Origin of the sequence: Variovorax robiniae (genome assembly GCF_037889955.1) — a bacterium.
Lineage (GTDB): Bacteria > Pseudomonadota > Gammaproteobacteria > Burkholderiales > Burkholderiaceae_C > Variovorax > Variovorax robiniae.
Genome location: NZ_JBBKZS010000002.1, coordinates 549,018 through 570,707 on the forward strand (window position 1 = coordinate 549,018; position 21,690 = coordinate 570,707).

At 66.1% G+C, this 21,690-nt stretch carries 26 protein-coding genes; 15 read left to right on the plus strand and 11 right to left on the minus strand.

Annotation, left to right across the window (positions count from 1 at the left end; translation table 11 throughout):
* Window positions 1-7 precede the first annotated feature (7 nt).
* Window positions 8-1,039, minus strand: a complete 1,032-nt coding sequence (locus tag WKW79_RS06775; RefSeq protein WP_340334337.1) for an isocitrate/isopropylmalate dehydrogenase family protein — start codon at window positions 1,037-1,039, stop codon at window positions 8-10.
* An 84-nt stretch (window positions 1,040-1,123) separates the two neighbouring features.
* Window positions 1,124-1,660, minus strand: coding sequence for a DUF1697 domain-containing protein (locus WKW79_RS06780; protein ID WP_340334338.1), 537 nt, complete (start codon window positions 1,658-1,660; stop codon window positions 1,124-1,126).
* Between the two features lie 113 nt (window positions 1,661-1,773).
* Here WKW79_RS06780 and metG point away from each other — a divergent pair, with 113 nt between their 5' ends.
* Genes metG through WKW79_RS06795 form a run of 3 tightly spaced genes read left to right on the plus strand, consistent with a single transcriptional unit; the run spans window position 1,774 to window position 5,878 of the window.
* The gene (metG, locus tag WKW79_RS06785; RefSeq protein WP_340334637.1) at window positions 1,774-3,912 is read left to right on the plus strand and encodes a methionine--tRNA ligase; all 2,139 of its coding nucleotides are present in this window, start codon (window positions 1,774-1,776) and stop codon (window positions 3,910-3,912) included.
* Between the two features lie 16 nt (window positions 3,913-3,928).
* Entirely contained in the window at window positions 3,929-4,144 is a 216-nt protein-coding gene (locus tag WKW79_RS06790; protein WP_340334339.1) for a hypothetical protein, read from the plus strand.
* A 36-nt stretch (window positions 4,145-4,180) separates the two neighbouring features.
* Window positions 4,181-5,878, plus strand: a complete 1,698-nt coding sequence (locus WKW79_RS06795; protein WP_340334340.1) for a SulP family inorganic anion transporter — start codon at window positions 4,181-4,183, stop codon at window positions 5,876-5,878.
* A gap of 42 nt (window positions 5,879-5,920) precedes the next feature.
* Here WKW79_RS06795 and WKW79_RS06800 read toward each other — a convergent pair whose 3' ends face one another.
* Entirely contained in the window at window positions 5,921-6,394 is a 474-nt protein-coding gene (locus tag WKW79_RS06800; RefSeq protein ID WP_340334341.1) for an outer membrane protein assembly factor BamE, read from the minus strand.
* A gap of 86 nt (window positions 6,395-6,480) precedes the next feature.
* Between WKW79_RS06800 and WKW79_RS06805 the strand changes: the two genes are divergently transcribed.
* Window positions 6,481-6,687 carry a DUF3460 family protein gene (locus WKW79_RS06805; protein WP_340334342.1) on the plus strand — a complete coding sequence of 69 codons (207 nt, stop codon included), beginning with the start codon at window positions 6,481-6,483 and terminating at the stop codon, window positions 6,685-6,687.
* 62 nt (window positions 6,688-6,749) lie between these two features.
* The gene (locus tag WKW79_RS06810) at window positions 6,750-7,595 is read left to right on the plus strand and encodes a segregation and condensation protein A (protein ID WP_340334343.1); all 846 of its coding nucleotides are present in this window, start codon (window positions 6,750-6,752) and stop codon (window positions 7,593-7,595) included.
* 133 nt (window positions 7,596-7,728) lie between these two features.
* Here the strand turns inward: WKW79_RS06810 and WKW79_RS06815 are convergent, their stop codons facing one another.
* The 5 genes from WKW79_RS06815 to WKW79_RS06835 all read right to left on the minus strand — a co-directional run bounded on the left by WKW79_RS06815 (window position 7,729) and on the right by WKW79_RS06835 (window position 10,847).
* Window positions 7,729-8,397: a hypothetical protein gene (locus WKW79_RS06815; protein WP_340334344.1), complete on the minus strand. Its 669-nt coding sequence runs from the start codon at window positions 8,395-8,397 to the stop codon at window positions 7,729-7,731.
* Window positions 8,398-8,576: 179 nt separating this feature from the next.
* Window positions 8,577-9,578 (minus strand): NAD(P)H-dependent glycerol-3-phosphate dehydrogenase, encoded by a 1,002-nt coding sequence (locus tag WKW79_RS06820; RefSeq protein WP_340334345.1) that lies wholly within the window; start codon window positions 9,576-9,578, stop codon window positions 8,577-8,579.
* 23 nt (window positions 9,579-9,601) lie between these two features.
* A complete protein-coding gene (gene secB, locus WKW79_RS06825; RefSeq protein WP_340334346.1) occupies window positions 9,602-10,057 on the minus strand; it encodes a protein-export chaperone SecB in 456 nt (151 codons plus the stop codon).
* Window positions 10,058-10,170: 113 nt separating this feature from the next.
* A complete protein-coding gene (gene grxC / locus WKW79_RS06830) occupies window positions 10,171-10,431 on the minus strand; it encodes a glutaredoxin 3 (RefSeq protein WP_340334347.1) in 261 nt (86 codons plus the stop codon).
* An 8-nt stretch (window positions 10,432-10,439) separates the two neighbouring features.
* Window positions 10,440-10,847 carry a rhodanese-like domain-containing protein gene (locus tag WKW79_RS06835; protein ID WP_340334348.1) on the minus strand — a complete coding sequence of 136 codons (408 nt, stop codon included), beginning with the start codon at window positions 10,845-10,847 and terminating at the stop codon, window positions 10,440-10,442.
* Window positions 10,848-10,940: 93 nt separating this feature from the next.
* Here WKW79_RS06835 and gpmA point away from each other — a divergent pair, with 93 nt between their 5' ends.
* From gpmA to WKW79_RS06850, 3 genes are all read left to right on the plus strand, one after another.
* The gene (gpmA, locus tag WKW79_RS06840) at window positions 10,941-11,684 is read left to right on the plus strand and encodes a 2,3-diphosphoglycerate-dependent phosphoglycerate mutase (RefSeq protein ID WP_340334349.1); all 744 of its coding nucleotides are present in this window, start codon (window positions 10,941-10,943) and stop codon (window positions 11,682-11,684) included.
* 110 nt (window positions 11,685-11,794) lie between these two features.
* Window positions 11,795-13,237: a S41 family peptidase gene (locus WKW79_RS06845; RefSeq protein WP_340334350.1), complete on the plus strand. Its 1,443-nt coding sequence runs from the start codon at window positions 11,795-11,797 to the stop codon at window positions 13,235-13,237.
* Window positions 13,238-13,301: 64 nt separating this feature from the next.
* A complete protein-coding gene (locus tag WKW79_RS06850; RefSeq protein WP_340334351.1) occupies window positions 13,302-14,057 on the plus strand; it encodes a HesA/MoeB/ThiF family protein in 756 nt (251 codons plus the stop codon).
* Window positions 14,058-14,067: 10 nt separating this feature from the next.
* Here WKW79_RS06850 and WKW79_RS06855 read toward each other — a convergent pair whose 3' ends face one another.
* On the minus strand, window positions 14,068-16,053 hold the full coding sequence (locus WKW79_RS06855) for an AsmA family protein (RefSeq protein WP_340334352.1): 1,986 nt from the start codon (window positions 16,051-16,053) through the stop codon (window positions 14,068-14,070).
* 221 nt (window positions 16,054-16,274) lie between these two features.
* Here WKW79_RS06855 and WKW79_RS06860 point away from each other — a divergent pair, with 221 nt between their 5' ends.
* Complete coding sequence (locus tag WKW79_RS06860; RefSeq protein WP_340334353.1) at window positions 16,275-16,673, plus strand: response regulator; 399 nt, start codon at window positions 16,275-16,277, stop codon at window positions 16,671-16,673.
* A 13-nt stretch (window positions 16,674-16,686) separates the two neighbouring features.
* Here the strand turns inward: WKW79_RS06860 and WKW79_RS06865 are convergent, their stop codons facing one another.
* Complete coding sequence (locus tag WKW79_RS06865; protein ID WP_019656595.1) at window positions 16,687-17,319, minus strand: response regulator; 633 nt, start codon at window positions 17,317-17,319, stop codon at window positions 16,687-16,689.
* 107 nt (window positions 17,320-17,426) lie between these two features.
* Here WKW79_RS06865 and WKW79_RS06870 point away from each other — a divergent pair, with 107 nt between their 5' ends.
* The 6 genes from WKW79_RS06870 (at window position 17,427) to WKW79_RS06895 (ending at window position 20,957) form a co-directional block, all read left to right on the plus strand.
* The gene (locus WKW79_RS06870) at window positions 17,427-18,767 is read left to right on the plus strand and encodes a CHASE3 domain-containing protein (protein ID WP_340334354.1); all 1,341 of its coding nucleotides are present in this window, start codon (window positions 17,427-17,429) and stop codon (window positions 18,765-18,767) included.
* A gap of 157 nt (window positions 18,768-18,924) precedes the next feature.
* Window positions 18,925-19,089: a DUF1328 domain-containing protein gene (locus WKW79_RS06875; RefSeq protein ID WP_340334355.1), complete on the plus strand. Its 165-nt coding sequence runs from the start codon at window positions 18,925-18,927 to the stop codon at window positions 19,087-19,089.
* Window positions 19,090-19,152: 63 nt separating this feature from the next.
* The gene (locus tag WKW79_RS06880; protein ID WP_340334356.1) at window positions 19,153-19,524 is read left to right on the plus strand and encodes a hypothetical protein; all 372 of its coding nucleotides are present in this window, start codon (window positions 19,153-19,155) and stop codon (window positions 19,522-19,524) included.
* Window positions 19,525-19,586: 62 nt separating this feature from the next.
* Window positions 19,587-19,970, plus strand: a complete 384-nt coding sequence (locus WKW79_RS06885) for a phage holin family protein (RefSeq protein ID WP_340334357.1) — start codon at window positions 19,587-19,589, stop codon at window positions 19,968-19,970.
* Window positions 19,960-20,415, plus strand: a complete 456-nt coding sequence (locus WKW79_RS06890) for a hypothetical protein (RefSeq protein ID WP_340334358.1) — start codon at window positions 19,960-19,962, stop codon at window positions 20,413-20,415. Before WKW79_RS06885 ends, WKW79_RS06890 begins: the two co-directional genes overlap by 11 nt.
* A complete protein-coding gene (locus WKW79_RS06895; protein ID WP_340334359.1) occupies window positions 20,412-20,957 on the plus strand; it encodes a ferritin-like domain-containing protein in 546 nt (181 codons plus the stop codon). The genes WKW79_RS06890 and WKW79_RS06895 overlap by 4 nt, the downstream gene beginning before the upstream one ends.
* Before the next feature lie 223 nt (window positions 20,958-21,180).
* Here the strand turns inward: WKW79_RS06895 and WKW79_RS06900 are convergent, their stop codons facing one another.
* Window positions 21,181-21,669, minus strand: a complete 489-nt coding sequence (locus WKW79_RS06900; RefSeq protein ID WP_340334360.1) for a BON domain-containing protein — start codon at window positions 21,667-21,669, stop codon at window positions 21,181-21,183.
* Window positions 21,670-21,690: the final 21 nt, after the last annotated feature.

Consider the following 21,690-nt stretch of genomic DNA (forward strand, 5'->3'; position numbering starts at 1 on the left):
GGCGTCTTCAACCTCCCGCGATGCGGCTCACCAGCGCCTTCGTGAACGCGGCCGTGCCAGCGCTGCCGCCGAGGTCGCCGGTGCGCACCTTGTCGATGTTGAGCGTGTCGTCGATCGCCTGGCGCAGGCGCGTGGCCAATTCCGGCAGCTTGCAATGCTCCAGCATCAAGGCAGCGGCCAGCAGCAGCGCGGTCGGATTCGCGATGCCCTTGCCGGCGATGTCCGGCGCCGAGCCGTGCACCGCCTCGAAGATGGCCGCATCGGCGCCGATGTTCGCGCCCGGCGCCATGCCCAGTCCGCCCACGAGCCCCGCCACCAGGTCCGACAGAATGTCGCCGAACAGGTTGGTCGTCACCAGCATGTCGAACTGCCAGGGATTGAGCACCAGCTTCATCGCGCAGGCGTCGATGATCACCGTGTCAAGCTCGAATTGGCCCTTGTACTTGCGCTCGTAGAGGTCCAGGCCGGTCTCCAGGAAGATGCCCGTCAGCGCCTTCATGATGTTGGCCTTGTGCACGATCGTGACCTTCTTGCGGCCCGTCGCGACGGCCGTCTCGAAGGCGTATTCGAGCAGGCGCCGGCTACCCTGGCGCGTGTTGATGCCAGTCGCCATCGCCACCGCATGCGGGTCGCCGTCGATCGGCACGTAATGCTCGTGGCCGATGTACAGGCCTTCGAGGTTCTCGCGCACCACGACCAGGTCGATCTTGTCGAAGCGACCACCGGGCACGATGGTGCGCGCCGGCCGCAGGTTGGCATACAGCCCGAACTCTTCGCGCAGCCGCACGTTCGACGAGCGATAGCCGCCGCCCGATGGCGTTTCCAACGGCCCCTTCAGGGCAAGGCGCGTGCGACGGATGCTGTCCAGCGTGGCCTTGGGCAGCGGGTCGCCGGAGGTCTGCACGCCCCCGAGGCCGGCGATCTGCCGGTCCCATTCGAAAGGCGCCTTCAGCGCATCGAGCGCGGCCAGCGTGGCATCGACGATCTCGGGGCCGATGCCGTCGCCGGGGATGAGGGTTGCGGGGATGGGTGTGGTCATCGGTGAGGTTCCGTGGAACGAGGAATGGGGTCGGGCGGGCCGAAGGCCGCCGAGGTCCGAAAGCATACGCCGGGACTGCGCACTTCAACCGTGCTTGTCGAGCATGCGCAGCACGGTGTTCCAGGCGCGCGTGGTGGCGGGCAGGCCCAACGACTTCTCCAGGTAGGCGTTCGGGCTGCCCGGGCTCTGGCCGAACTTGTGCGCAACGCTCAGCACCTCGGCGTCCGTCACATGGACGATCTGGACGTCGCCGCGTGGCGAGATGACGGGCAGGTCCTGCGGCACGACCGCATCGGCGTGTAGGAAGGTGATGCATAACTCGTAGACCGTCGAGCGGTCGATGCCTTCGAAAGGCGCCACCTTGGCCAGCGCGGCCAGGTACGACAGTTCGCGCACGAAGCCCGGCTCGCGCAGTCCGCATCGGGTCGCCAGCAACTGCGCAGCTTCGTCCAGCAAGGCATCGACCGCGCGCTCGCCCACATCGAACGCGATCGTCCCGTTGGTCAGGAAGGACTGCGCCGCCATTGCCCCTGCATCGATGAAGGCCTGCTCGAATTGCACCCGCGTCGGGCAATTCGGCCGCCCGAGGTTCAGGTTGCGGAAAAAAGCGGCATATCGCATGGCGAGAGCATCGCACGGCCAGCCCACCTAAAATGCGGGTCCGGCCCGGCCAGCGTGCCCGCGGCCGCACCACCCCGTCTTCTGTCTGCCTCCCCCGGAAAGCGCCCTTGTCCATGACCGCCCCGCGCAAGCTCTTCGTCACCACCGCCCTGCCCTACGCCAACGGCAAGTTCCACATCGGCCACATGATGGAATACATCCAGGCCGACATCTGGGTGCGGTTCCAGCGGATGAATGGCGCCGAGGTCAACTTCGTCTGCGCCGACGACGCCCACGGCGCGGCCATCACCATCGCGGCCGACAAGGCCGGCGTCACGCCGCAGCAGTTCGTCGCCGGCATCGCGGCCGGCCGCAAGCAGTACCTCGACGGCTTCCACATCGCCTTCGACAACTGGCATTCCACCGACGCGCCAGAGAACCACGAGCTCGCGCAAGCCATCTACCGCGACCTGCGCGACGCGGCCGGGCTCATCGAGACCCGCAGCGTCGAGCAGTTCTACGACCCCGAGAAGAAGATGTTCCTCGCGGACCGCTTCATCAAGGGCGAGTGCCCCAACTGCCACGCGAAGGACCAGTACGGCGACAACTGCGAAGTCTGCGGCGCCGTCTACTCGCCAACCGAACTCATCGAGCCCTATTCCGCGCTGTCCGGCGCCAAGCCCGAGCTGCGCAGCTCCGAGCACTTCTTCTTCAAGCTGTCCGACCCGCGCTGCGAGGCCTACCTGAAAGAGTGGACCGCCGCGGCCGGCCACGTGCAGCCCGAGGTGCAGAACAAGATCCGCGAATGGCTCTACAAGGACGACGAAGGCAAGGGCGGCCTCGGCGACTGGGACATCAGCCGCGACGCGCCCTACTTCGGCATCGAGATTCCCGATGCGCCGGGCAAGTACTTCTACGTCTGGCTCGATGCACCGATCGGCTACCTCGCCTCGCTGAAGAACCTGCTCGACAAGCGCTGCGTCGAGCTGGGCGGCGACGGCATCAGCTACACCGAGTACATGGCCGACCCCGAGTTGGAGCAGGTGCATTTCATCGGCAAGGACATCATCACCTTCCACACGCTGTTCTGGCCGGCGATGCTGCACTTCAGCGGCCGCAAGGCGCCCGACCACATCTTCGTGCACGGCCACTTGACGGTGAGCGGCGAGAAGATGAGCAAGAGTCGCGGCACCGGCATCGACCCGCTGCGCTACCTCTCGGTGGGCTTGAACCCCGAGCACCTGCGCTATTACATCGCCGCCAAGCTCAGCGGCCGCAACGAGGACATCGACTTCAACCCCGACGACTTCGTGGCCCGCGTCAACAGCGACCTGGTCGGCAAGTTCATCAACATCGCGAGCCGCAGCGCCGGCTTCATCGGCAAGCGCTTTGGCGGCAAGCTGGGTGCGGTGACGGCGGACGGCGAAGCCCTGCTGGCCACGCTGCGCGCCGAAGCCGACAACATCCGCGCGCTCTACGACGGCCGCGACTATGCCCGCGCCCTGCGCGACACGATGGCGCTGGCCGACCGCGTCAACGAATACGTCGATGCCAACAAGCCCTGGGAGCTGGCCAAGAAGCCGGACATGGAGGCGCGCCTGCACGATGTGTGCACGGTCTGCATCGAGGCCTTCCGCCTGCTCGCGCTGTACCTCAAGCCGGTGCTGCCCGCGCTGGCCGGCAGCGTCGAGTCCTTCCTGAAGATCGAGGCGCTGCAATGGCCCGATGCGATGAAGGCGCTCGGCGCAGGCCATGCAATCAATGACTACAAGCACCTGATGCAGCGTGTCGATCCGGCCATGCTGGACAAGCTGTTCGAGTCGGATGAGCCCGCTGCAGCAGCCCCCGCCGCCGCGCCCGCCAAGAAAGCGGCGAAGGCTGCCGCCGCTCCCGCCAGCGACCCCAACGCTCCCGGCGGCGAAGCCCTGGCCCCGACCATCAGCATCGACGACTTCGCGAAGATCGACCTGCGCATCGCGAAGATCCTGGCCTGCGAAAAAGTCGAGGGCTCGACCAAGCTGCTGCGCCTGACGCTGGATGCCGGCGAACCGCAGACTCGCAATGTGTTCAGCGGCATCGCTTCGGCGTACGAGCCCGAGCAACTGGTCGGCAAGCTCACCGTGCTGGTCGCCAACCTCGCCCCGCGCAAGATGAAGTTCGGCATCAGCGAAGGCATGGTGCTGGCCGCCAGCCATGCGGACGAGAAGGCCCACCCCGGCATTCACGTGCTCGAACCGTGGCCTGGCGCGACCCCTGGCATGCGGGTGCGTTGAGGTTCAGAATCGGGCCATGACGCGTCAATCTCAACGCCTGGTCATCGCTGCCGTGCTTGCTGCACTCCTTGGCTTGCTCGGCGGCTGCGCCGTGGTCACTGTTGCCAGCACCGCGGTCAGCGTCGGCGCGGGCGCGGTCGGCCTCGCGGCGGACGCTGCCATCGGCACCGCCAAGATCGGCGGCAAGGTCATCGGCGCAGCCGCCGATGCGGTGTTGCCGGACAGCAAGTAGGCCCATTCATCGGAAGGCTGCGCACACAATAGGCGCATGCCTTCCCGTCCCCAACTCGCCCGCTTCCGCCCTCGGCTGATCGACACGCTGGCGAGCTACGACAGGTCACGCTTCTTCAAGGACATCGGCGCCGGCGCGACGGTCGGCATCGTGGCCTTGCCGCTCGCCATGGCCTTCGCCATCGGCTCCGGCCTCAAGCCCGAGGCCGGCCTGTGGACCGCGATCATCGCGGGCTTCCTCATCTCGCTGCTCGGTGGCTCGGCCGTGCAGATCGGCGGGCCGGCCGGCGCATTCATCGTCATCGTCTACGGCATCCTGGAGCGCTACGGGCTGGCCAACCTGCTGATCGCCACCGCCTGCGCCGGCGTGCTGCTGTTCCTGCTCGGACTCTTCAAGCTCGGCACGCTGGTGCGCTATGTGCCGGTGTCGATCGTGGTCGGCTTCACCAACGGGATCGCCATGCTGATCCTGATCTCGCAACTGCGGGACTGGTTCGGCTTGCGCATCGACAAGATGCCGGCCGACATGTTCTCGCAACTGCAGACCCTGGCCGCGCATGCCCACACGGTCAACCCGTATGCGCTCGGGCTTGGCATCGCGTGCCTTGTCGGCCTGTTCGTCTGGCCGTTGCTGCTGCGTGGCGAATCGATGCTGGGCCAGAAAATGCACCGGGTGGTCAGGCGCGTGCTCGAAGCGAAGGCCGTCCAGTTGGGGGCGCGCATGCCGGGGCCAATCGTCGCGCTCGTCACGCTGAGCCTGGCCGCGTGGGCCTTCGAGTTGCCGGTCGAGACCATCGGCACGCGCTTCGGCGGCATTCCGCAAGGGCTGCCGGCTTTCGAGCTGCCCGCCTTCAGTTGGGAGACCGTCAAGCAACTCGTCACGCCGACCCTGACCATCGCCTTGCTGGGCGCGATCGAATCGCTGCTGTGCGCGCGCGTGGCCGACCAGATCAGCGGCCAGCCGCGCCACGACCCCAACCAGGAGCTGATGGCGCAGGGCATCGCCAACGTCGTCTCGCCCTTCTTCGGCGGCATGCCGGCCACCGGCACCATCGCACGCACCGTGACCAATGTGCGCTCGGGCGCCAGTTCGCCCGTCGCCGGCATCGTGCACGCGCTCACGTTGCTGGCCGTGGTGCTGCTGCTCGCGCCGCTGGCCGTGCATGTGCCGCTGTCGGTGCTCGCCGGCATCCTGCTCTTCGTGGCCTGGAACATGGGCGAGTGGCGCGAGTTCACGCCCTACCGCCTGCGTCATTTCAGCCGCCACTACCGCCTGCTGATGCTCGGCACCTTCTTCCTCACGGTCGTGTTCGACCTCACGGTGGCAGTGCAGGCCGGCGTGGTGCTGGCCTGCGCGCTGTTCATCCGGCGCATGAACTCGCTGTTCTCGGTCGAGCTGGTCTCGATGCAGCCGCCAGTCATCACCTACCGGCTCTACGGCGCGCTGTTCTTCGGCGCCGCGGCCCGGCTCGACGAGACCATCAGCTCGGTGGAACGCGCGCCCCGCGGCATGACGGTGGTGTTGGACGCGATGCACCTGATCTCCATCGATGCCACCGGCCTCGATGCCTTGCGCCAGTTGCACAAGGCCGTGCTTTCCCGCGACGGCTTGCTGCGCATCGAATCCTTGCAGCGACAGCCCCGCGAAGAGTTCGAGCGCTCAGGTTTTGCTGCGGAACTGGCGGCGGCGAGGGTCGAGCCGCTGCGGGCGGCGCCTGAGGACGATGATCACTGAACCTCCTTGTGCCGAGGACGCAGGAATCGCGCGAAGGTCTGGCTACTGTTTCTCCACACCCCGATCCGCCGAGGACCCGCCGCGCACCACGCGCTGGTCGCTGTTGAGCACCGCCGTGAACACCATCGGCGAATTCGGTGGCTGCATCCAGCGCCATTCCCATTCGTATTCGTTCTTCAGTGGATACGGCGTCACCTTGGCCGGCTTGCCGAGCATCTTGCGCAGGTTCTCCATCGACATGCCGGGCTGCACCTTGGCGAAGTTCTCGGGCGTCAACACCTGGCGCAACGCACTCATCTTGCCGTCGGCGCCGATGGTGATCATGTAGTTCTTCTGGCCTGCGGGCTGGCGGTTGTACTCGAGGATGCGGCCGCCGTTGGGGCCGTCCCAGATGTTCTCCGGCTGGCCGAACCTGGCGCGCACGTCGGATTCGGCGGCAACACCTTCTTCCAGCTCGCTGATGTTCTTGTTGTCACACGCAGAAAGCGCGAGCAATGCGCCCAACCCGAGGGCCATCAGGCGCGTCCGCCCGGCCCTGAAAATGCCTTGTCTCACCTTTGCCATGCCGTCCCCGGTAAAATTCGCGACCAAAGGCTCAGTCTATGTCCATCTTCAATCGACCCCACTACCGCTCCGACGTCACCAACTTCATCGATGAGTTGAAGCGGCAAAAGCCCAACCTCGAGGCGGAGCAGCGCGCCGGACGCGCCCTCCTGTGGGACAAGCATGTCGACCGCAGCCTGCAGGACGAGTACGCCGAAGGCGAAGTGCCCCAGCAACCCTACGTCTACCAGACGCAGGTCAAGTAAGCCGATCCGGTCCGTGGCGCCGCCATTCATGCGCGGCGCGCTGTCGCATCAAAACGCACTCCATGAACAGCGAGATCGCCGACGACGAAGGCGCCACGCTGGTGGCCACCATGCCTGAGGTAGTCGACCAGGTCGCGCTCGCACGCCTTTACGGCGAGCCGCTGTTCGCCCTGCCGAACGACCTCTACATCCCGCCCGAGGCGCTGCAGGTCTTCCTCGAGGCCTTCGAAGGCCCGCTCGACCTCCTGCTCTACCTGATCCGCAAGCAGAACTTCAACATCCTCGACATCCCGATGGCCGGCCTCACCCGCCAGTACCTGACCTATGTCGACGAAGTGCGCCGCACCAACCTGGAGCTCGCGGCCGAGTACCTGCTGATGGCGGCCATGCTGATCGAGATCAAGTCGCGCATGCTGCTGCCGCCGCGCAAGACGGCCGAGGGCGAAGAAGCGGAAGACCCGCGCGCCGAACTGGTGCGCCGCCTGCTCGAATACGAGCAGACCAAGATGCAGGCCGCCGCCATCAGCGCCCTGCCGCAGCATGGCCGCGACTTCTGGAAGGGGCAGGTCTACATCGAGCAGTCGCTCAAGCCGCGCTTCCCGGATGTCAACGTGATCGACCTGCGCGATGCCTGGGCCGACATCCTCAAGCGCGCCAGGCTGGTACAGCACCACAAGATCTCGCGCGAGGAACTCAGCGTGCGCGAGCACATGAGCATCGTGCTGCGGAAGCTCCAGGGCCGCCAGTTCATCGAGTTCGAGAATCTGTTCGAGGTCGAACTCGGCGTGCCGGTGCTGATCGTGACCTTCATCGCCATGCTCGAACTGGGCAAGGAAACGCTGATCGAGATCACGCAGGCCGAGGCCTTCGCCCCGATCTACGTGCGCCTGGCCTACGCGCCTGTGTAGCAAGGCGCCCCGCCGCCCCCTTTTCCTTCCAGCAACGCACCGCGGAACCGGCTCCGCCGGGCCGCAGGTGGGGTACCCTCCTCGGGAGGTGGCGAATTACACGTAGCGAAGCGAAGTGAAAAGCCGGGAGGCCTCAGTTACTCGCGAAGCAGTACATCAAGCCCGCGCCACCCGTCCTCTTGAGCGCATCCATGCCGCAGCCCTGCGTGCCATGCGACGAGTTCCACGACTTGGCCGGCGCCGATTCATCCAGCCCCGTGCGGTCATGGTGGCCGACGATCGCCGATCCGTCGCCGCTCTTGGTCCAGTTGCCGCAGGTGGTGTCCTTGTCGCCCGGCATCGCACGGCCGTCGGGCGACGAGCCGGTCAGCACGTCATGCATGTTGGTCGCATCGCCGCGCCCCATGATCGTCTGCCCCGTTTCCGTCAATGCCGATTGCTTGTTCAGCATGTTGGCGCCGTGCAACTCGTCGACATTGGCCGCCACCATCACGCCCTTGGCGTTGTACCAGGGGCCCTTGCCGATGCGGTCGCGCGCGTTCACGCCGCCGCTGCCGGTGGTGCTCAGGTAGGCACGCCATGTACGCCCGCCCGCACCCGCCTTGGCGGCCAGGTCCTGGCAATACTTGTCCGCGCCCGCAAGGCCGCCGAAGTTGGCGCCCTGGCCGGGATTGACGCTGGTGAGGAAGAAACTCATGGGCTTTGCGCCCGAGGAGGACATTGGTCCCCCGGAGCCGCAACCCGCCAGCGCCGCGACGGCGGCCAGTGAAAGTGCGAGCGAAAGTGTGTGCCGACGGGCCATGGCTGTCTCCTTTGGGAATGAGGCGCCCACGCTAACCGATGCCGGTGCTTGCTTCAATCAGCCATCACCCGACTACCACCTGACTTCAGTGAAATAAACGCAAGGAGACTTTGACTGCGCCGGGAAGATCTGCCACGCGCAAGCCCTCAGGACGAGGACGCGGTCTGAGGAGAACTTGATCAGCCTGGCTCGGCCGAAGGTTCGCGCCCCATCAGGTTCGCGAGCGCCTGCGCCGGGCTGCTCGTCCCGTCGAGCAGCGCGACCACGCCTTCGGCAATCGGCATCTCGATGCCCAGCAAGCGCGCCCGCTGCACCACCGTACGCGCGCAATACACGCCCTCGGCCACATGGCCCAGCGAATCGACGGCCTGGGCCAGCGTGCGGCCTTGCGCCAGCAACAGCCCGACCTTCCGGTTGCGTGACAGATCTCCGGTGGCGGTGAGCACCAGGTCGCCCAGGCCCGACAGGCCCATGAACGTCTCCGCCTTTGCGCCCAGCGCGACGCCGAAGCGCGTCATCTCCGCCAGCCCACGCGTGATGAGCGCGGCGCGGGCATTAAGCCCCAGCGCCAGCCCATCGCACAAGCCAGTGGCAATCGCCAGCACATTCTTCACCGCCCCGCCGACCTCCACGCCTACGATGTCATCGTTGCCGTAGACCCGCAGCGCCGGCCCATGAAAGGCCTCGACCAGCAGATCGCGAACCTGCGCATGCGAGCTGGCAGCCACCAGCGCGGTGGGCCGACCCTGCGCCACTTCTTGCGCAAAGCTCGGACCACTGAGAATGCCCGCCATCAGGTCCGGCGCGACCTGCGCCCGGATCTCATGCGCGAGCAGGCCAAAGGGCTGCGCCACGTCGACCACGGGCTCGACGCCCTTGGACAGCCAGGCCACCGGCACCTTCAGATCGCGCAACAAGTGCAGTTGGCCGCGCAAGGCGGCCATGGGGGTGGCGATGATGACAAGGTCGGCGCCTGCGTATGCAAGCGCAGCCTCGCCCGATTGCACCGACAGCTTTTCCGGAAAGGATGTGCCGGGCAGGTAGCGCGCGTTCTCGCGCGCGGCATTCATGTGACGGGCTTGCGCCGCGTCGCGGGCCCACAGCGTGACGCCGTGGCGCGCGCCCGCGTTCACCGCGAGCGCGGTGCCCCAGGCCCCTGCGCCGAGGACGCAAATCTTCATGCGGCGACGGGGCCCTTCAAGCCTTATTGCGTGACGGCGGGCGTCGCCTGGGCGGCGGCCTGCTGCTGCTCGTACATCGCTTGGAAGTTGATTTCCGCCAGGTGCACCGGCGGGAAGCCGCCGCGCTGGATCACGTCGGCCACGTTGCCACGCAGGTACGGGTAGACGATTTGCGGGCAGGCGATGCCCAGGATGGGGCCCATCTGGTCTTGCGGCAGGTTGCGCAGTTCGAAGATGCCGGCTTGCTTGGCCTCGACCAGGAACACGGTCTTGTCCTTGATCTTGGTCTGCACGGTGGCGGAAACGCTCACTTCATAGATGCCGTCGGCCACGGGCTGGGCGTCCACGCCGAGCTGGATGTCCACGGTCGGCTGTTCCGAGTCGAGCAGGATGGCGGGCGAATTGGGTTGTTCCAGCGACAGGTCCTTGAGGTAGACGCGTTGGATCTGGAAAACGGGGTCTTGGGTGTTGTCGGCCATGCTGAGCTTTCGATTTTCAAATGGGCGCCCGCCGCGGAGGTCCCCCTGCGGGCTTGCTTGTAAGAGCGATGGATTATGGCCCGCCGCATGCGGCGGTCAGGCTCGACGAACGGTCAGGAAGCCTGCAAAAGAGGTATTAGTCCGCCTCTGCCGTCCAGCGCGATGAGGTCGTCGCAGCCACCCACGTGCGTGTCGCCGATGAAGATCTGCGGCACCGTGCGGCGCTGCGTGACTTCCATCATGGTTGCGCGTGCGGCAGGGTCCATGTCGATCCGGATTTCCTCGATCTGGGCGACGCCCTTGGACTTCAGGATCTGCTTCGCGCGAATGCAATAAGGGCAAACGGCGGTGGTGTACATCTTGACGGGTTGCATGTGCGGGTTCAGGTCTTTTCAATGGGCAGGTTAGCGTCTTTCCAGCCCTTGAGTCCGCCGGCGATGGCTTGGGCCTGTTCGTAGCCCAGTTTCTTGGCGGTGGCCACAGCGCGATTGGCGCGGGCGCCGGTGGCGCAGACCAGGATCAGCGGCACCGTCTTGTTCTTGACGGCGGTGGGCAGCTTTTCCTCGAGCTGGTTGAGCGGCACGTTCTTCGAGTTGGTGACATGGCCGGCCGCGAACTCTTCCGGGTCGCGCACGTCCACCACCTGCGCACGCGAGCGATTGATCAGTTGCACCGCGCCCTGCGCCGTCAGCGTGCCGGTGTTGGCGCCACGCAGCATGGGCCAGGCCAGCATGCCGCCCGAGCTGAGCATGATCAGCAGCAGCATCCAGTTGTCGACGATGAATTTCACGATGTTCCTTGGGAGATTGGATTTGGCAAAGCCTGAGATTTTAGAATGGCGGGTTACGCCCATCCCGCACCCCAACGCCAAAGGCCCTCCCACATGCACAAGCTGGTACTGATTCGCCATGGCGAGTCGACCTGGAATCTCGAAAATCGCTTCACCGGCTGGACTGACGTCGACCTGACCGAGACCGGCGTCGAGCAGGCCAAGCAGGCCGGCCGCCTGCTCAAGGCAGAGGGCTATGAATTCGACGTGGCCTACACCAGCGTGCTCAAGCGCGCCACCCGCACGCTGTGGCACACGCTCGACGAACTGGACCGCACTTGGCTCCCCGTCGTGCATTCCTGGCGCCTCAATGAACGCCACTACGGTGGCCTGCAAGGCCTGAACAAGGCGGAAACTGCGAAGAAATACGGCGACGCACAGGTCCTGGTCTGGCGCCGCAGCTACGACACGCCGCCGCCGCCGCTTGCAGCCGACGATCCGCGCAGCGAGCGTGGCGACATCCGCTACGCCAAGCTGGCCGCAGATCAGATTCCGCTGACCGAATGCCTCAAAGACACGGTGGCGCGCGTTTTGCCCTTCTGGAACGAGTCGATGGCCCCGGCCATCCGCAGCGGCCGCCGCATCGTGGTGGCGGCGCATGGCAACTCGATCCGGGCGCTGGTCAAGTACCTCGACGGCATCTCCGACAGCGACATCGTCGGCCTCAACATCCCGAACGGCATTCCGCTGGTCTACGAACTGGACGAGGAACTGCGGCCCCTGCGCAGCTACTACCTGGGCGATGCGGAAGCAGCCGCCAAGGCCGCGGCGGCGGTCGCTTCGCAGGGTAAGGCTTAAGGCATAAAGCCACATCCATTGACAGTTGCACGGAACCACACCGGGCAATCTTGTTCGAAGGTGTGTATATTGGTCAGGCACTCACCGCCGCCACTCTCAGGAAGCTCCACATGGGCCAAAAACTCAAGACCACCGGTTGGGTCGCAGCGGGCGTCGTCGCCGGCGTTCTCACCACCGTTTCATTGCAAACCGTTGCACGCGGTTCGCTGGCCCCGTTGCCGCTGGAAGAACTCCAGCAACTTGCCGCCGTCTTCGGCATGGTCAAGTCCGACTATGTCGAGCCGGTCGACGAGAAGAAACTCATCTCCGACGCCATCTCCGGCATGGTGTCCGGGCTCGATCCGCATTCACAGTATTTCGACAAGAAGTCCTTCAAGGAATTCAAGGAAGGCACCAGCGGCCGCTTCGTCGGCGTGGGCATCGAGATCTCGCAGGAAGACGGGCTCATCAAGGTGGTGTCGCCCATCGAAGGCTCGCCCGCCTTCCGCGCCGGCCTCAAGCCGAACGACCTGATCACCAAGATCGACGACACCGCGGTGCGCGGCCTGAGCCTCAACGAGGCCGTCAAGCGCATGCGCGGGGAAGCCAATACCAAGGTGCTGCTCACCATCTTCCGCAAGGACGAGAACCGCACCTTCCCCGTCACGATCACGCGCGAGGAAATCCGCACGCAGTCGGTGCGCGGCAAGGTCATCGAGCCGGGCTACGCATGGATTCGCCTGTCGCAGTTCCAGGAACGCACGGTCGACGACTTCGTGAAGAAAGTCGACGAGATCTACAAGCAGGACCCGAACCTCAAGGGCATCGTGCTCGACCTGCGCAACGATCCGGGCGGCCTGCTCGACGCGGCCGTGGCCATCTCGGCTGCCTTCCTGCCGCAGAACGTCACCGTGGTGTCGACCGACGGGCAACTCGCTGAAAGCAAGTCCATCTACAAGGCTGCGCCGGAGTTCTACCAGCGCCGTGCCGGCAGCGACCCGCTGCGCAGCCTCCCGGCCGCCTTGAAGACCGTGCCGCTGGTGGTGCTGGTCAACGAAGGCTCGGCCTCGGCCAGCGAGATCGTGGCCGGCGCGTTGCAGGATCACAAGCGCGCCACCGTCATGGGCAGCCAGACCTTCGGCAAGGGCTCGGTGCAGACGGTGCGCCCGCTCGGCCCCGACACCGGATTGAAGATCACCACCGCGCGCTACTACACGCCGAGCGGCACCTCGATCCAGGCCAAGGGCATCGTGCCGAACGTGCTGGTCGACGAAAGCGCCGAGGGCAGCCCCTTCGCCGCGCTGCGCATGCGCGAAGCCGATCTCGACAAGCACCTGAACAGCGGCCAGGGTCCTGAAGACAAGAGCCCCGAGCGCGAAAAGGCCCGCGACGAAGCCCGCAAGCGTCTCGAGGAAGAAGCCAAGAAGCCGCCGCAGGACCGCAAGGTGCCCGAATTCGGCTCCGACAAGGACTTCCCGTTGATGCAGGCCCTGAACCAGCTCAAGGGGCAGGCCGTGGTGGTGAGCAAGACGCAGACCATCGTCGAGAACAAGGAAGAGAAGAAAGAGAACTGATCTCCCTCACATCGGCCTCCTCGGAGGCCGATGTTTCTTGGGGCGACAGCTTCTTGCCGGCCGCATGGAAGACCACGACCTGCTGCGCTATTCGCGCCACATCCTGCTGGAAGAGTTCGGCATCGACGGCCAGGCCCAGGTGTCGGCCGCGCATGCGCTGGTGATCGGCGCCGGCGGGCTCGGCTCGCCGGCGGCGCTGTACCTGGCGGCCGCGGGCGTCGGGAAGATCACGCTGGTCGACGACGACACGGTGGACCTGACCAACCTGCAGCGCCAGATCGCGCACACGACCGCGCGCGAAGGCCAGGCCAAGGTGGCATCGGCGGCCGAGGCGATGCTGGCGATCAATCCGGCGATCGTGGTGGAAGCGCTGGTCCAGCGCGCCGATGACGATGCGCTGTCGCGGCTCGTGGCCGACGCCGACGTGGTGCTCGATTGCAGTGACAACTTCGCGACGCGCCAAGCCGTCAACCGCGCCTGCGTGGCGCATGCCAGGCCGCTGGTGGCCGGCGCGGCCATCCGGTTCGACGGCCAACTCAGCGTGTACGACGTGCGCGATGCCGCCTCGCCCTGCTACGCCTGCCTGTTCCCGCCAGACGCCGAGTTCGAGGAAACGCGCTGTGCCGTGCTTGGTGTGTTCGCACCGGTCGTCGGCACCATCGGCACCTTGCAGGCCCACGAGGCGCTCAAGCTGTTGGCCGGAATCGGTGGCTCGCTCACAGGCCGACTTTTGATGTTCGACGGACGCGCCACGCAGTTCGACACACTGCGGACCGCACGCGATCCTGCTTGCAGCGTCTGCGCGCACCGGCCGGCCTGATTCACCCAGCCTAGTTTTGCGGCTGGCGAGCGCCGGTGGCCTTCGCGGCGCCCTTCGCGGCTTCCGCGGTCGTAGGCTTGCCAGCTTCGGCCAGCACGGCTTTGCAGTCCGCATCCACACCCGGCCCGGATTCGAAGGTGGCCGCCAACGACAGCAAAGGCGAGACCGCGCCCAGCGCCAGAGCCGCCAGGCCCCGGGCAGCCAGTGGCCCTGGCTCCACACCGAACGTCGGCGAACCGAAGCTGCCGCCCACGATCAGCGGCGTGCGGACGGAAAGAATGCTCATGTCCTTCGGCTTCTGGTCGATGACGAAGCGCATCGTCTCGTTGGCCAGGTTGGCCTGCCCGGTGGCATGGAACACCGTGTCCGTGGTGTCGAACACCAGGCCGCGTCCCTGCGCGACGCCCTTGTTCACGTCGAAGGCCAGGGCGGCGCAGCGCAGCGTCACGGTCTTGTCGCCGCGCAGGATGAACTTGATCACCTCGCCGCCGTCGAGCCCGGCAAACTCGAGCAGCAGATTGCTGAATTCGCCGTGTCCGGTGATGGCCGCCACGTCACCCGAGGCGCCGCCGAGCCAGCTCGCGACCGACTTGCCGCGGCCTGACAGGTTGATGCGGCCGTCCAACTTGCCGAAGCTGGTCTTCAGCGTGTCCACCTTCGGGATCAGCCGGTTGATCTGCATGCCGCGGATGTCGAGCGAGGCGCGGATGTCCGCCGGGTCGTCGCGCGCGTCGATCCGGATCGCGCCCGCCACCTTGCCGTTAGCCACGCCGAGGTCCAGCGGGTCCAGCGTCAGCACGCTGTCCAGCAGCTTCACATGCACGCTGCCGCGGTCCAGCGGCACGTCGCGCACGTTGCGGATCTTGTCGGCGGTGTATTGCACGTCGGCATTCATGGCGCGGAGGCGCTCGAAGTCGAGCGTGGCGGTCGGCAGCACCTTGCGGGCGGGCTCGCCGCGCGCGCGCTTGACCTGGGCAATGCTGGGCGGGGGCTCGACGCCTTCGATGGCCTTGGCCGAACGTTCGGTCGGCGGCAGGCCGATCAACGGGCCGAGGTCATCCATGTCCATGATCTTCGAGCGCAGCGTACCGTCGAGGCGCGGCGTCTTCGGCGCCTGGTCGAAACGCATGTCGCCGGCGATGTCGGAGAGGCCAAGGCGGCCTTGCATGCCCTTCACTTCCCATTGCTTGCCGTTCTTGTGCAGGTCGCCGGCGAGCGCATAAGGCGAGGTTTGCGGCAGGGCGATGCCGAGCAGCGGGAAAAGGTCGCCCAGGGTCTGGCCCTTGACTTGAAACTTGGCGTCGATCCCGTCCAGGTCAGCCAGCGCGGCCACGGTGCCCCGCGCGGATAGATGGGTCTTGCCGGCGGCGGCCTTGATCTCGAGCGGGAACGGCGGCTGGCCCGTCGAGGTGAGTTGCATCACGTTGCCGGTGCGGCCCTCGGCCGTCAGCGGCTGGCGCTTGTACTTGCCCTTGACGCGGAAATCGAGCGGCAGTTCGCCGCGTTGGGTGTCGTAGGTGAAGTCGGCATGGATGTCGACGCCCAGGTGCTCGGCCAGGAAATCGACGCCGCCGCCATCGACCTGCAGCAGGCCGATGGTCGGAACCGTGGAGGTATCGCCGGTGTCCTTGCCAAGCGCCCAGGTTCGCCGGCCGTCTTCTTCCATCTGCAGGCTGATCGTGGGAGAGACCAGTGCCAGGCGCGGTATCACGACTTGACCCGAGAGCAGCGGCCAGAGCCGGATCTCGAACTCGGCCCGCTTCGCGCGCACCAGGTAGGGCTCGCGGGCCCACGGCGGATTGGCGAAGTCGACGCCGTCGAACACGATGGTGGCGCCGCGCCAGCCGGGGTGGACGTCCAGATGCCGCGTGACCTCGAACTGGCGCCCGGTCTTCTCGCTGACGTAGCGGTTCAAGGGCTGGCGCAGCATGTCCCACGGGAAGAACAGCAGCACCAGCACGAGTACGCCCAGCAGCACGGCGAACGCGACGGCCATGCGCAGCCAAGGCGAAATTCTCGTCGTTGACGGTGATGGCTGGGGCGCGGCGACCATTCGAGTACCTTAGGTCTACGCGTGGACCGAACCGGTCGGCTCGCAGCGTCAGAAGGTGTGAGGCGATGCCTACGGTCGCGCGATGGTCGGAATGGTCCTACAGGCCAAGTCGCCGCCAGCTTGCATGATGTGAAAGTCCACAAGCGGGGATCGACAACGCCGCCATGCCCCAATCATTGAAGACTTTCATCGTCGAAGACAACCTGACGATTCGCGAGAACCTGGCGGGGACGCTTGAGGAACTGGCCGCGGTATGCGCCGTGGGATATGCCGCAACCGAGAACGAGGCACGCGCCTGGCTGCGCGAGAACCGCGAGGCATGGCACCTGGCCATCGTCGACCTGTTCCTGAAGCAGGGCAGCGGCCTCGGGGTGTTGCAGGAAGTCCTGGTGCGCCAGGCCTGGCAGGAGGTGGTGGTGCTGAGCAACTACGCCACCGCCGAAGTACGCAGGCGCTGCGCCGACCTCGGCGTGGATGCCGTTTTCGACAAATCCAATGAAATCGATGCCCTGGTCGACTACTGCATTGCGCAAGCCGCGCGAATCAACACACCGGGCGGCTGACCTGGACTCGAACTCAATCGATCAGCTTGTTCTTCAGCGCGTAGTACGTGAGGTCGCTGTTGGACGACAGGTTCATCTTCTCCATCAGCCGCGTGCGGTAGGTGCTGACCGTCTTGACGGAGAGCGACAGGGTCTTGGCGATGTCGCCGGCCGTCTCGCCCTTGGCCAGTTTCAGGAAGACCTGGAACTCGCGCTCGGAAAGCTGTTCGTGCGGCGCGGCGTCGTCCTTGCGGTCGAGTTGGCGGGCCAGCAGTTCGGCCACGGCCGGGGTGATGTAGCGGCGGCCCAGCGCGATGGTGCGGATGGCGTTGACGATCTCGATCGGGTCGCATTCCTTGTTGAGGTAGCCGCTCGCGCCCTGGCGGATCAGGTTCATCGCGTAGTGCTCTTCCGGATAGCCGCTGAGGATCAGGATGCCGACGTCGGGCGCCTTGGCGCGGATCATGGCGAGCGCGTCGATGCCGCTCTGGCCGGGCATGGAAAGGTCCATCACCAGGACGTCGAGTTCGGTGGTGCGCACGAGTTCGATCGCTTCGCGGCCACTGGCTGCTTCACCCGCCACGCGCAGATCGACGTGCTCCGAGAAGAACTGCCGAAGGCCCGAGCGCACGATGGCGTGGTCGTCCACGATGCCTATCTTGATCATCATTTACTTTCGAGGTTCTCTGGCGGACTTGTACGCCGCCATTCGCCGCTCCCCGGACGCCGTCGATTATTCCCGAATTTGACAGCGAAACGTTTCACGGGGTCCCGATGCGCTGGGTAGCGTTTCCGCGGATCGCCCTCGGCCTCGCGCTGGCCGCCCTGGCAGCGCTGGTGCTGATCGGCATCAACGAGGCCGGATATCGCGAATCGAACCGCGCGCTGGAGGACATCGGCGAGGCACAGCGGGCGCGGCTGGCGCTCAATGAATTGCTGCAGGGCGTGGTCGATGCCGAAACCGGCCAGCGCGGCTATCTGCTGACCGGCGAGGCGCGCTACCGCGAGCCCTACGACAAGGCTGTCACGGAAATCGGCGGCAACCTGGCCCGCCTGCGCGTGCTGTATGCCGCACGGCCCGACGAGCTGGCGCGCACCGAACGGCTGGCCGACCACGTGGCGCGCAAGCTGGCCGAGATGGATGTGAGCATCCGGCTGCGCGAACGGGGCAGCGAGGATGCGTGGAAATTCGTCCTGACGACCGACGTCGGACGCGAGGAAATGAACGCGATCCGCGCCGAGGCCAATGAACTCGTCGCCATCAGCAATCGTTCCCTGGTGGTGGGCCAGGCGCAGATTGGCAAGTCGCTCGGGCTGGCTCGGGCGGGCATCGCACTGGTGGCCTTGGCGGGGCTGTTCGCGTTCTGGCTCTACCTGCGCCAGACCCACGCGCTGCGCCTGGCCGGCGAGCGGCAGCAGGAGGCGCTGCAGCACGAGCGCAACGCGCTCGAGGCCGAGGTCAGCGAGCGCACGGCGACACTGGCCGAGCTGGCCACCCATCTCCAGAACGTGCGGGAGTCGGAGCGCGGCTTCCTGGCCCGCGAGTTGCACGACGAACTCGGCTCCCTGCTGACCGCGGCCAAGCTGGACGTGGCGCGTCTCAAGTCGCGCCTGGCGGACTCCCCGGACGCCTTGCAGCGCCTGCAGCACCTGACCGAACTGCTCAACAGCGGCATCGCGCTGAAGCGGCGAATCATCGAGGACCTGCGCCCGTCCTCGCTGTCCAACCTGGGGCTGGTGGCCTCGCTCGAGATCCTGGGGCGCGAGTTTGCCGACCAGTCGGGCATCCCGGTCGAGATGGCGCTGGAGCCGGTGACGCTGGACGAATCGCGGCAGCTCACCATCTACCGGATGGTGCAGGAGTGCCTGACCAACATCGGAAAGTACGCGCAGGCCAGCGAAGCGACCATCGTGCTGAAGAACTACGACAACCACGTCATCGTCGAAGTCAGCGACAACGGCAAGGGCTTCGATGTGAACAACATACGGCCGACCACGCACGGACTGGCCGGCATGCGGCACCGGGTGCAGGCGGCCAACGGGAAACTCACGGTGGCCTCGACCGTCGGCGCAGGCACGCGACTGAGCGCGATGCTGCCGGCGCCGCGGCGCTGACGGGCACTTCGCCATGGTCGCCGCTCTCCTACGCGCCCCACCCGCGGCTGCTGACAGGTCGGGCCATGACCGCAACTTACGCTGGATGTTCGCCCGTTCAAACCTTGAACGTGTTCATCCCCACTTCGAGGGCAAAGCCCCCGGTCAGGAGTTCAGCATGTTGCACTACGCCGTCGTATTTCTGGTGATCGCCCTGGTCGCCGCCCTGTTCGGCTTTGGCGGGATTGCCGCCAGCGCCGTGGGTATCGCGAAGATACTGTTCGTCGTCTTCCTCGTGCTGGCGATTGCAAGCATGATCGCCGGCTTGATACGCAGGGGCTAGCACCGCTACGATTCAAAGTCTGCTTCTCGAAAAACTATCACTCTCCAGGAATAGGAACCCGCCATGAACGCAACTGCCAAGACCCCCTCGCAACTCGCCGAAGACGCCCGCCAGACCGCCAACGATGCCGTGGAAACGACTCGCGCCTATGCGCAGAACGCCGTCAACGCCGCTGGCGAGAAGGTGCGCGACCTGCGCGGCTCGGTGGAGCCGGCGGTCGAGCAACTCGCCAACCGCGTGCAGCAAGCCGTGCAGCGTGGGCTCGAATCGGCCTCCAAGACGAGCGCCCGCGCACAACGCCAACTGGACCAGGCCGCCAATGTGACGGGCCGCTACATCGCGGACCAGCCGGTGCGCTCGGTGCTGCTGGCCGCCGCTGCCGGCGCGGCCATCACGGCATTGATCGTGCTGGCCAGCCGCCGCCGCGACGATTGATTTCTTCTCATTGAGGTGACCCGAACCCAGCACCCGAAACGTCCAGCCCAATCCGCAGCACCATGCTCCATCCGATTTTCTCCACGGTGCTCGGGCACCCCGAACTTGTTGCGGATCACCTGGCGAACTACGCCGCGCTGGTGCGCGAGGAAGGCGCCGTTGCGGGGCGGGCGATCGTCGGGCGGCTCGTGGCCGGCGTTCTGGCGGCGGTCAGCGCCATGCTGGCACTCGGGCTGATCGGCACCGCCGTGATGCTCGGGGTTTTGCATGGCAGCTTCCATTGGGTGCTGGCCGTCGTGCCGGGGGTTGCGGTGGTGATTGCCGTGATCGCGGGGTTGTACGCCGGTCGCGCCTCGCCCTCCTCCAAGGCCTTCGAGGAAGTGCGCGCGCAACTCGACGCCGACGTGCGCGCCCTGCACCTGGCCGGAGACCGCCATGACCATTGACCGCAATGCGCTGACGGCGCAGCAGCGGCTTGCCGTTTCGCGCCGTGCGCTGGTCCGGGAGATGAACGGCGGTGCGCCGCAGGAGCTGCCATTACGGACCAGTGCGCGCGCAAGCGGTGGCACCGAGGGCGGTGCCGGCTTCCTCGAAAACTTTGCCTGGGCCAAGGTCGGGCGCAAGGTCGTCGAGCGCTGGTGGCGCCGCCATCCAGCCAATGCGGCGAGCCAGCTCGCGCGTCCGTTTCTCGACCGCTATGCGAAGGAGCAGCCTGTCAAGCTGGTGGCCATCGCGGCCACGACCGGCGCGTTGATCGTGCTGGCCAGGCCGTGGCGACTGCTGTCGGTCACCGCCGTGGTCACTGCCCTACTGAAGTCGTCCGATATTGCTGACATGGTGACCACGCTGATGCAGAAAGACTCGTCCTCTCCACGAAAGGACGAACAATGACTGCAACTGCCCTGGAAGCCCCCAACGAACATCTGGTGCTGGACGAGAAGGCCCTGAAGGCCGCATCGCGCAGCCTCGACGACGGTGCCGTGACGCCCAGCTACGGCCCCTGGCGCGACGACATCGTCAAGCTCCTGAACGACGCGCTGGCGACGGAACTCATCTGCGTGCTGCGCTACAAGCGCCACTACTTCACTGCGGACGGCGTGCAGTCGCCGGCGATTGCCGACGAGTTCCTGGTGCATGCGAATGAAGAATCGGCGCATGCTGACCGGATCGCGGAACGAATCGTGCAGCTTGGCGGCGAGCCCGACTTCAGCCCCAACTCGCTGCAAGGTCGCAGCCACGCGCAGTACGACGACTCGAAGGACCTGCAGGCGATGGTGCGGGCCAACCTGGTGGCCGAACGCATCGCGATTGAAGCCTATCGGCAGATGATCGTGCTGATCGGCGACAAGGATCCGACGACGCGGCGCATGCTGGAGGAAATCCTGACGCAGGAAGAAGAGCATGCCGACGAGCTGAAGGACTGGCTGGAATAGGCCCCCCCCCGAAGCGCCTGCGGCTCTACCCGGCTCTACCCCCTCGAGGTGGCGCACCCGGCGGCCCGGCGAAGCCGGACGCGGTGCCCACGAACAGGTTCGCTGCGCTTGCTGCGGTGCACGGGTTGGTTGTGCGAAGTGGCTGGCGCTCCGTTCGTCCTCCGATCTCCCATAAAGAAGCCCGGCATCGACCGGGCTTCTTCTGTCGCGCGAAGCGTCAACACTACATCTTCACTTCGAGTTTGTTGTCGACCGAACTGACGCCTTCCACACCCTTGGCGATGTCCGCGGCGCGGGCCTTGGCGGCAGCACTGGGTGCCGGGCCGTTGAGTGTGACCATGCCGGCCTTGGTGTCGACGTTGATCTTGATGGCGCTCAGGTCCGGGTCCTTGGCCAAGCCCGCGGAGACGGATGCGGTAATTGCAGCGTCGTCCACCTTGCCGGCCACCTTCGAGCCGGCGTTCTTGACGGTTTGAGAGGCGTCGGCAGCGCCCTCCTTCATGCTTGCGCCCGCCGACGAGGCACCGGCCTCGGTCTTGGCCTTGGCATCGGCGGCTGCATCCTTGGTGCTGGCGACGGCCGAGTCGACCTTCTCGCCCATCGTGGTCTTCGGCGCCTTGTTGTCGCACCCACCCAAGGCCAGCGCGCAACCGGCGACCAGGATGGCCAACACGGTGCGCGTTCGCGTCGCTTGCTGGTTCAAAGCGTTCATGGTGATATCTCCAAAAGTCAA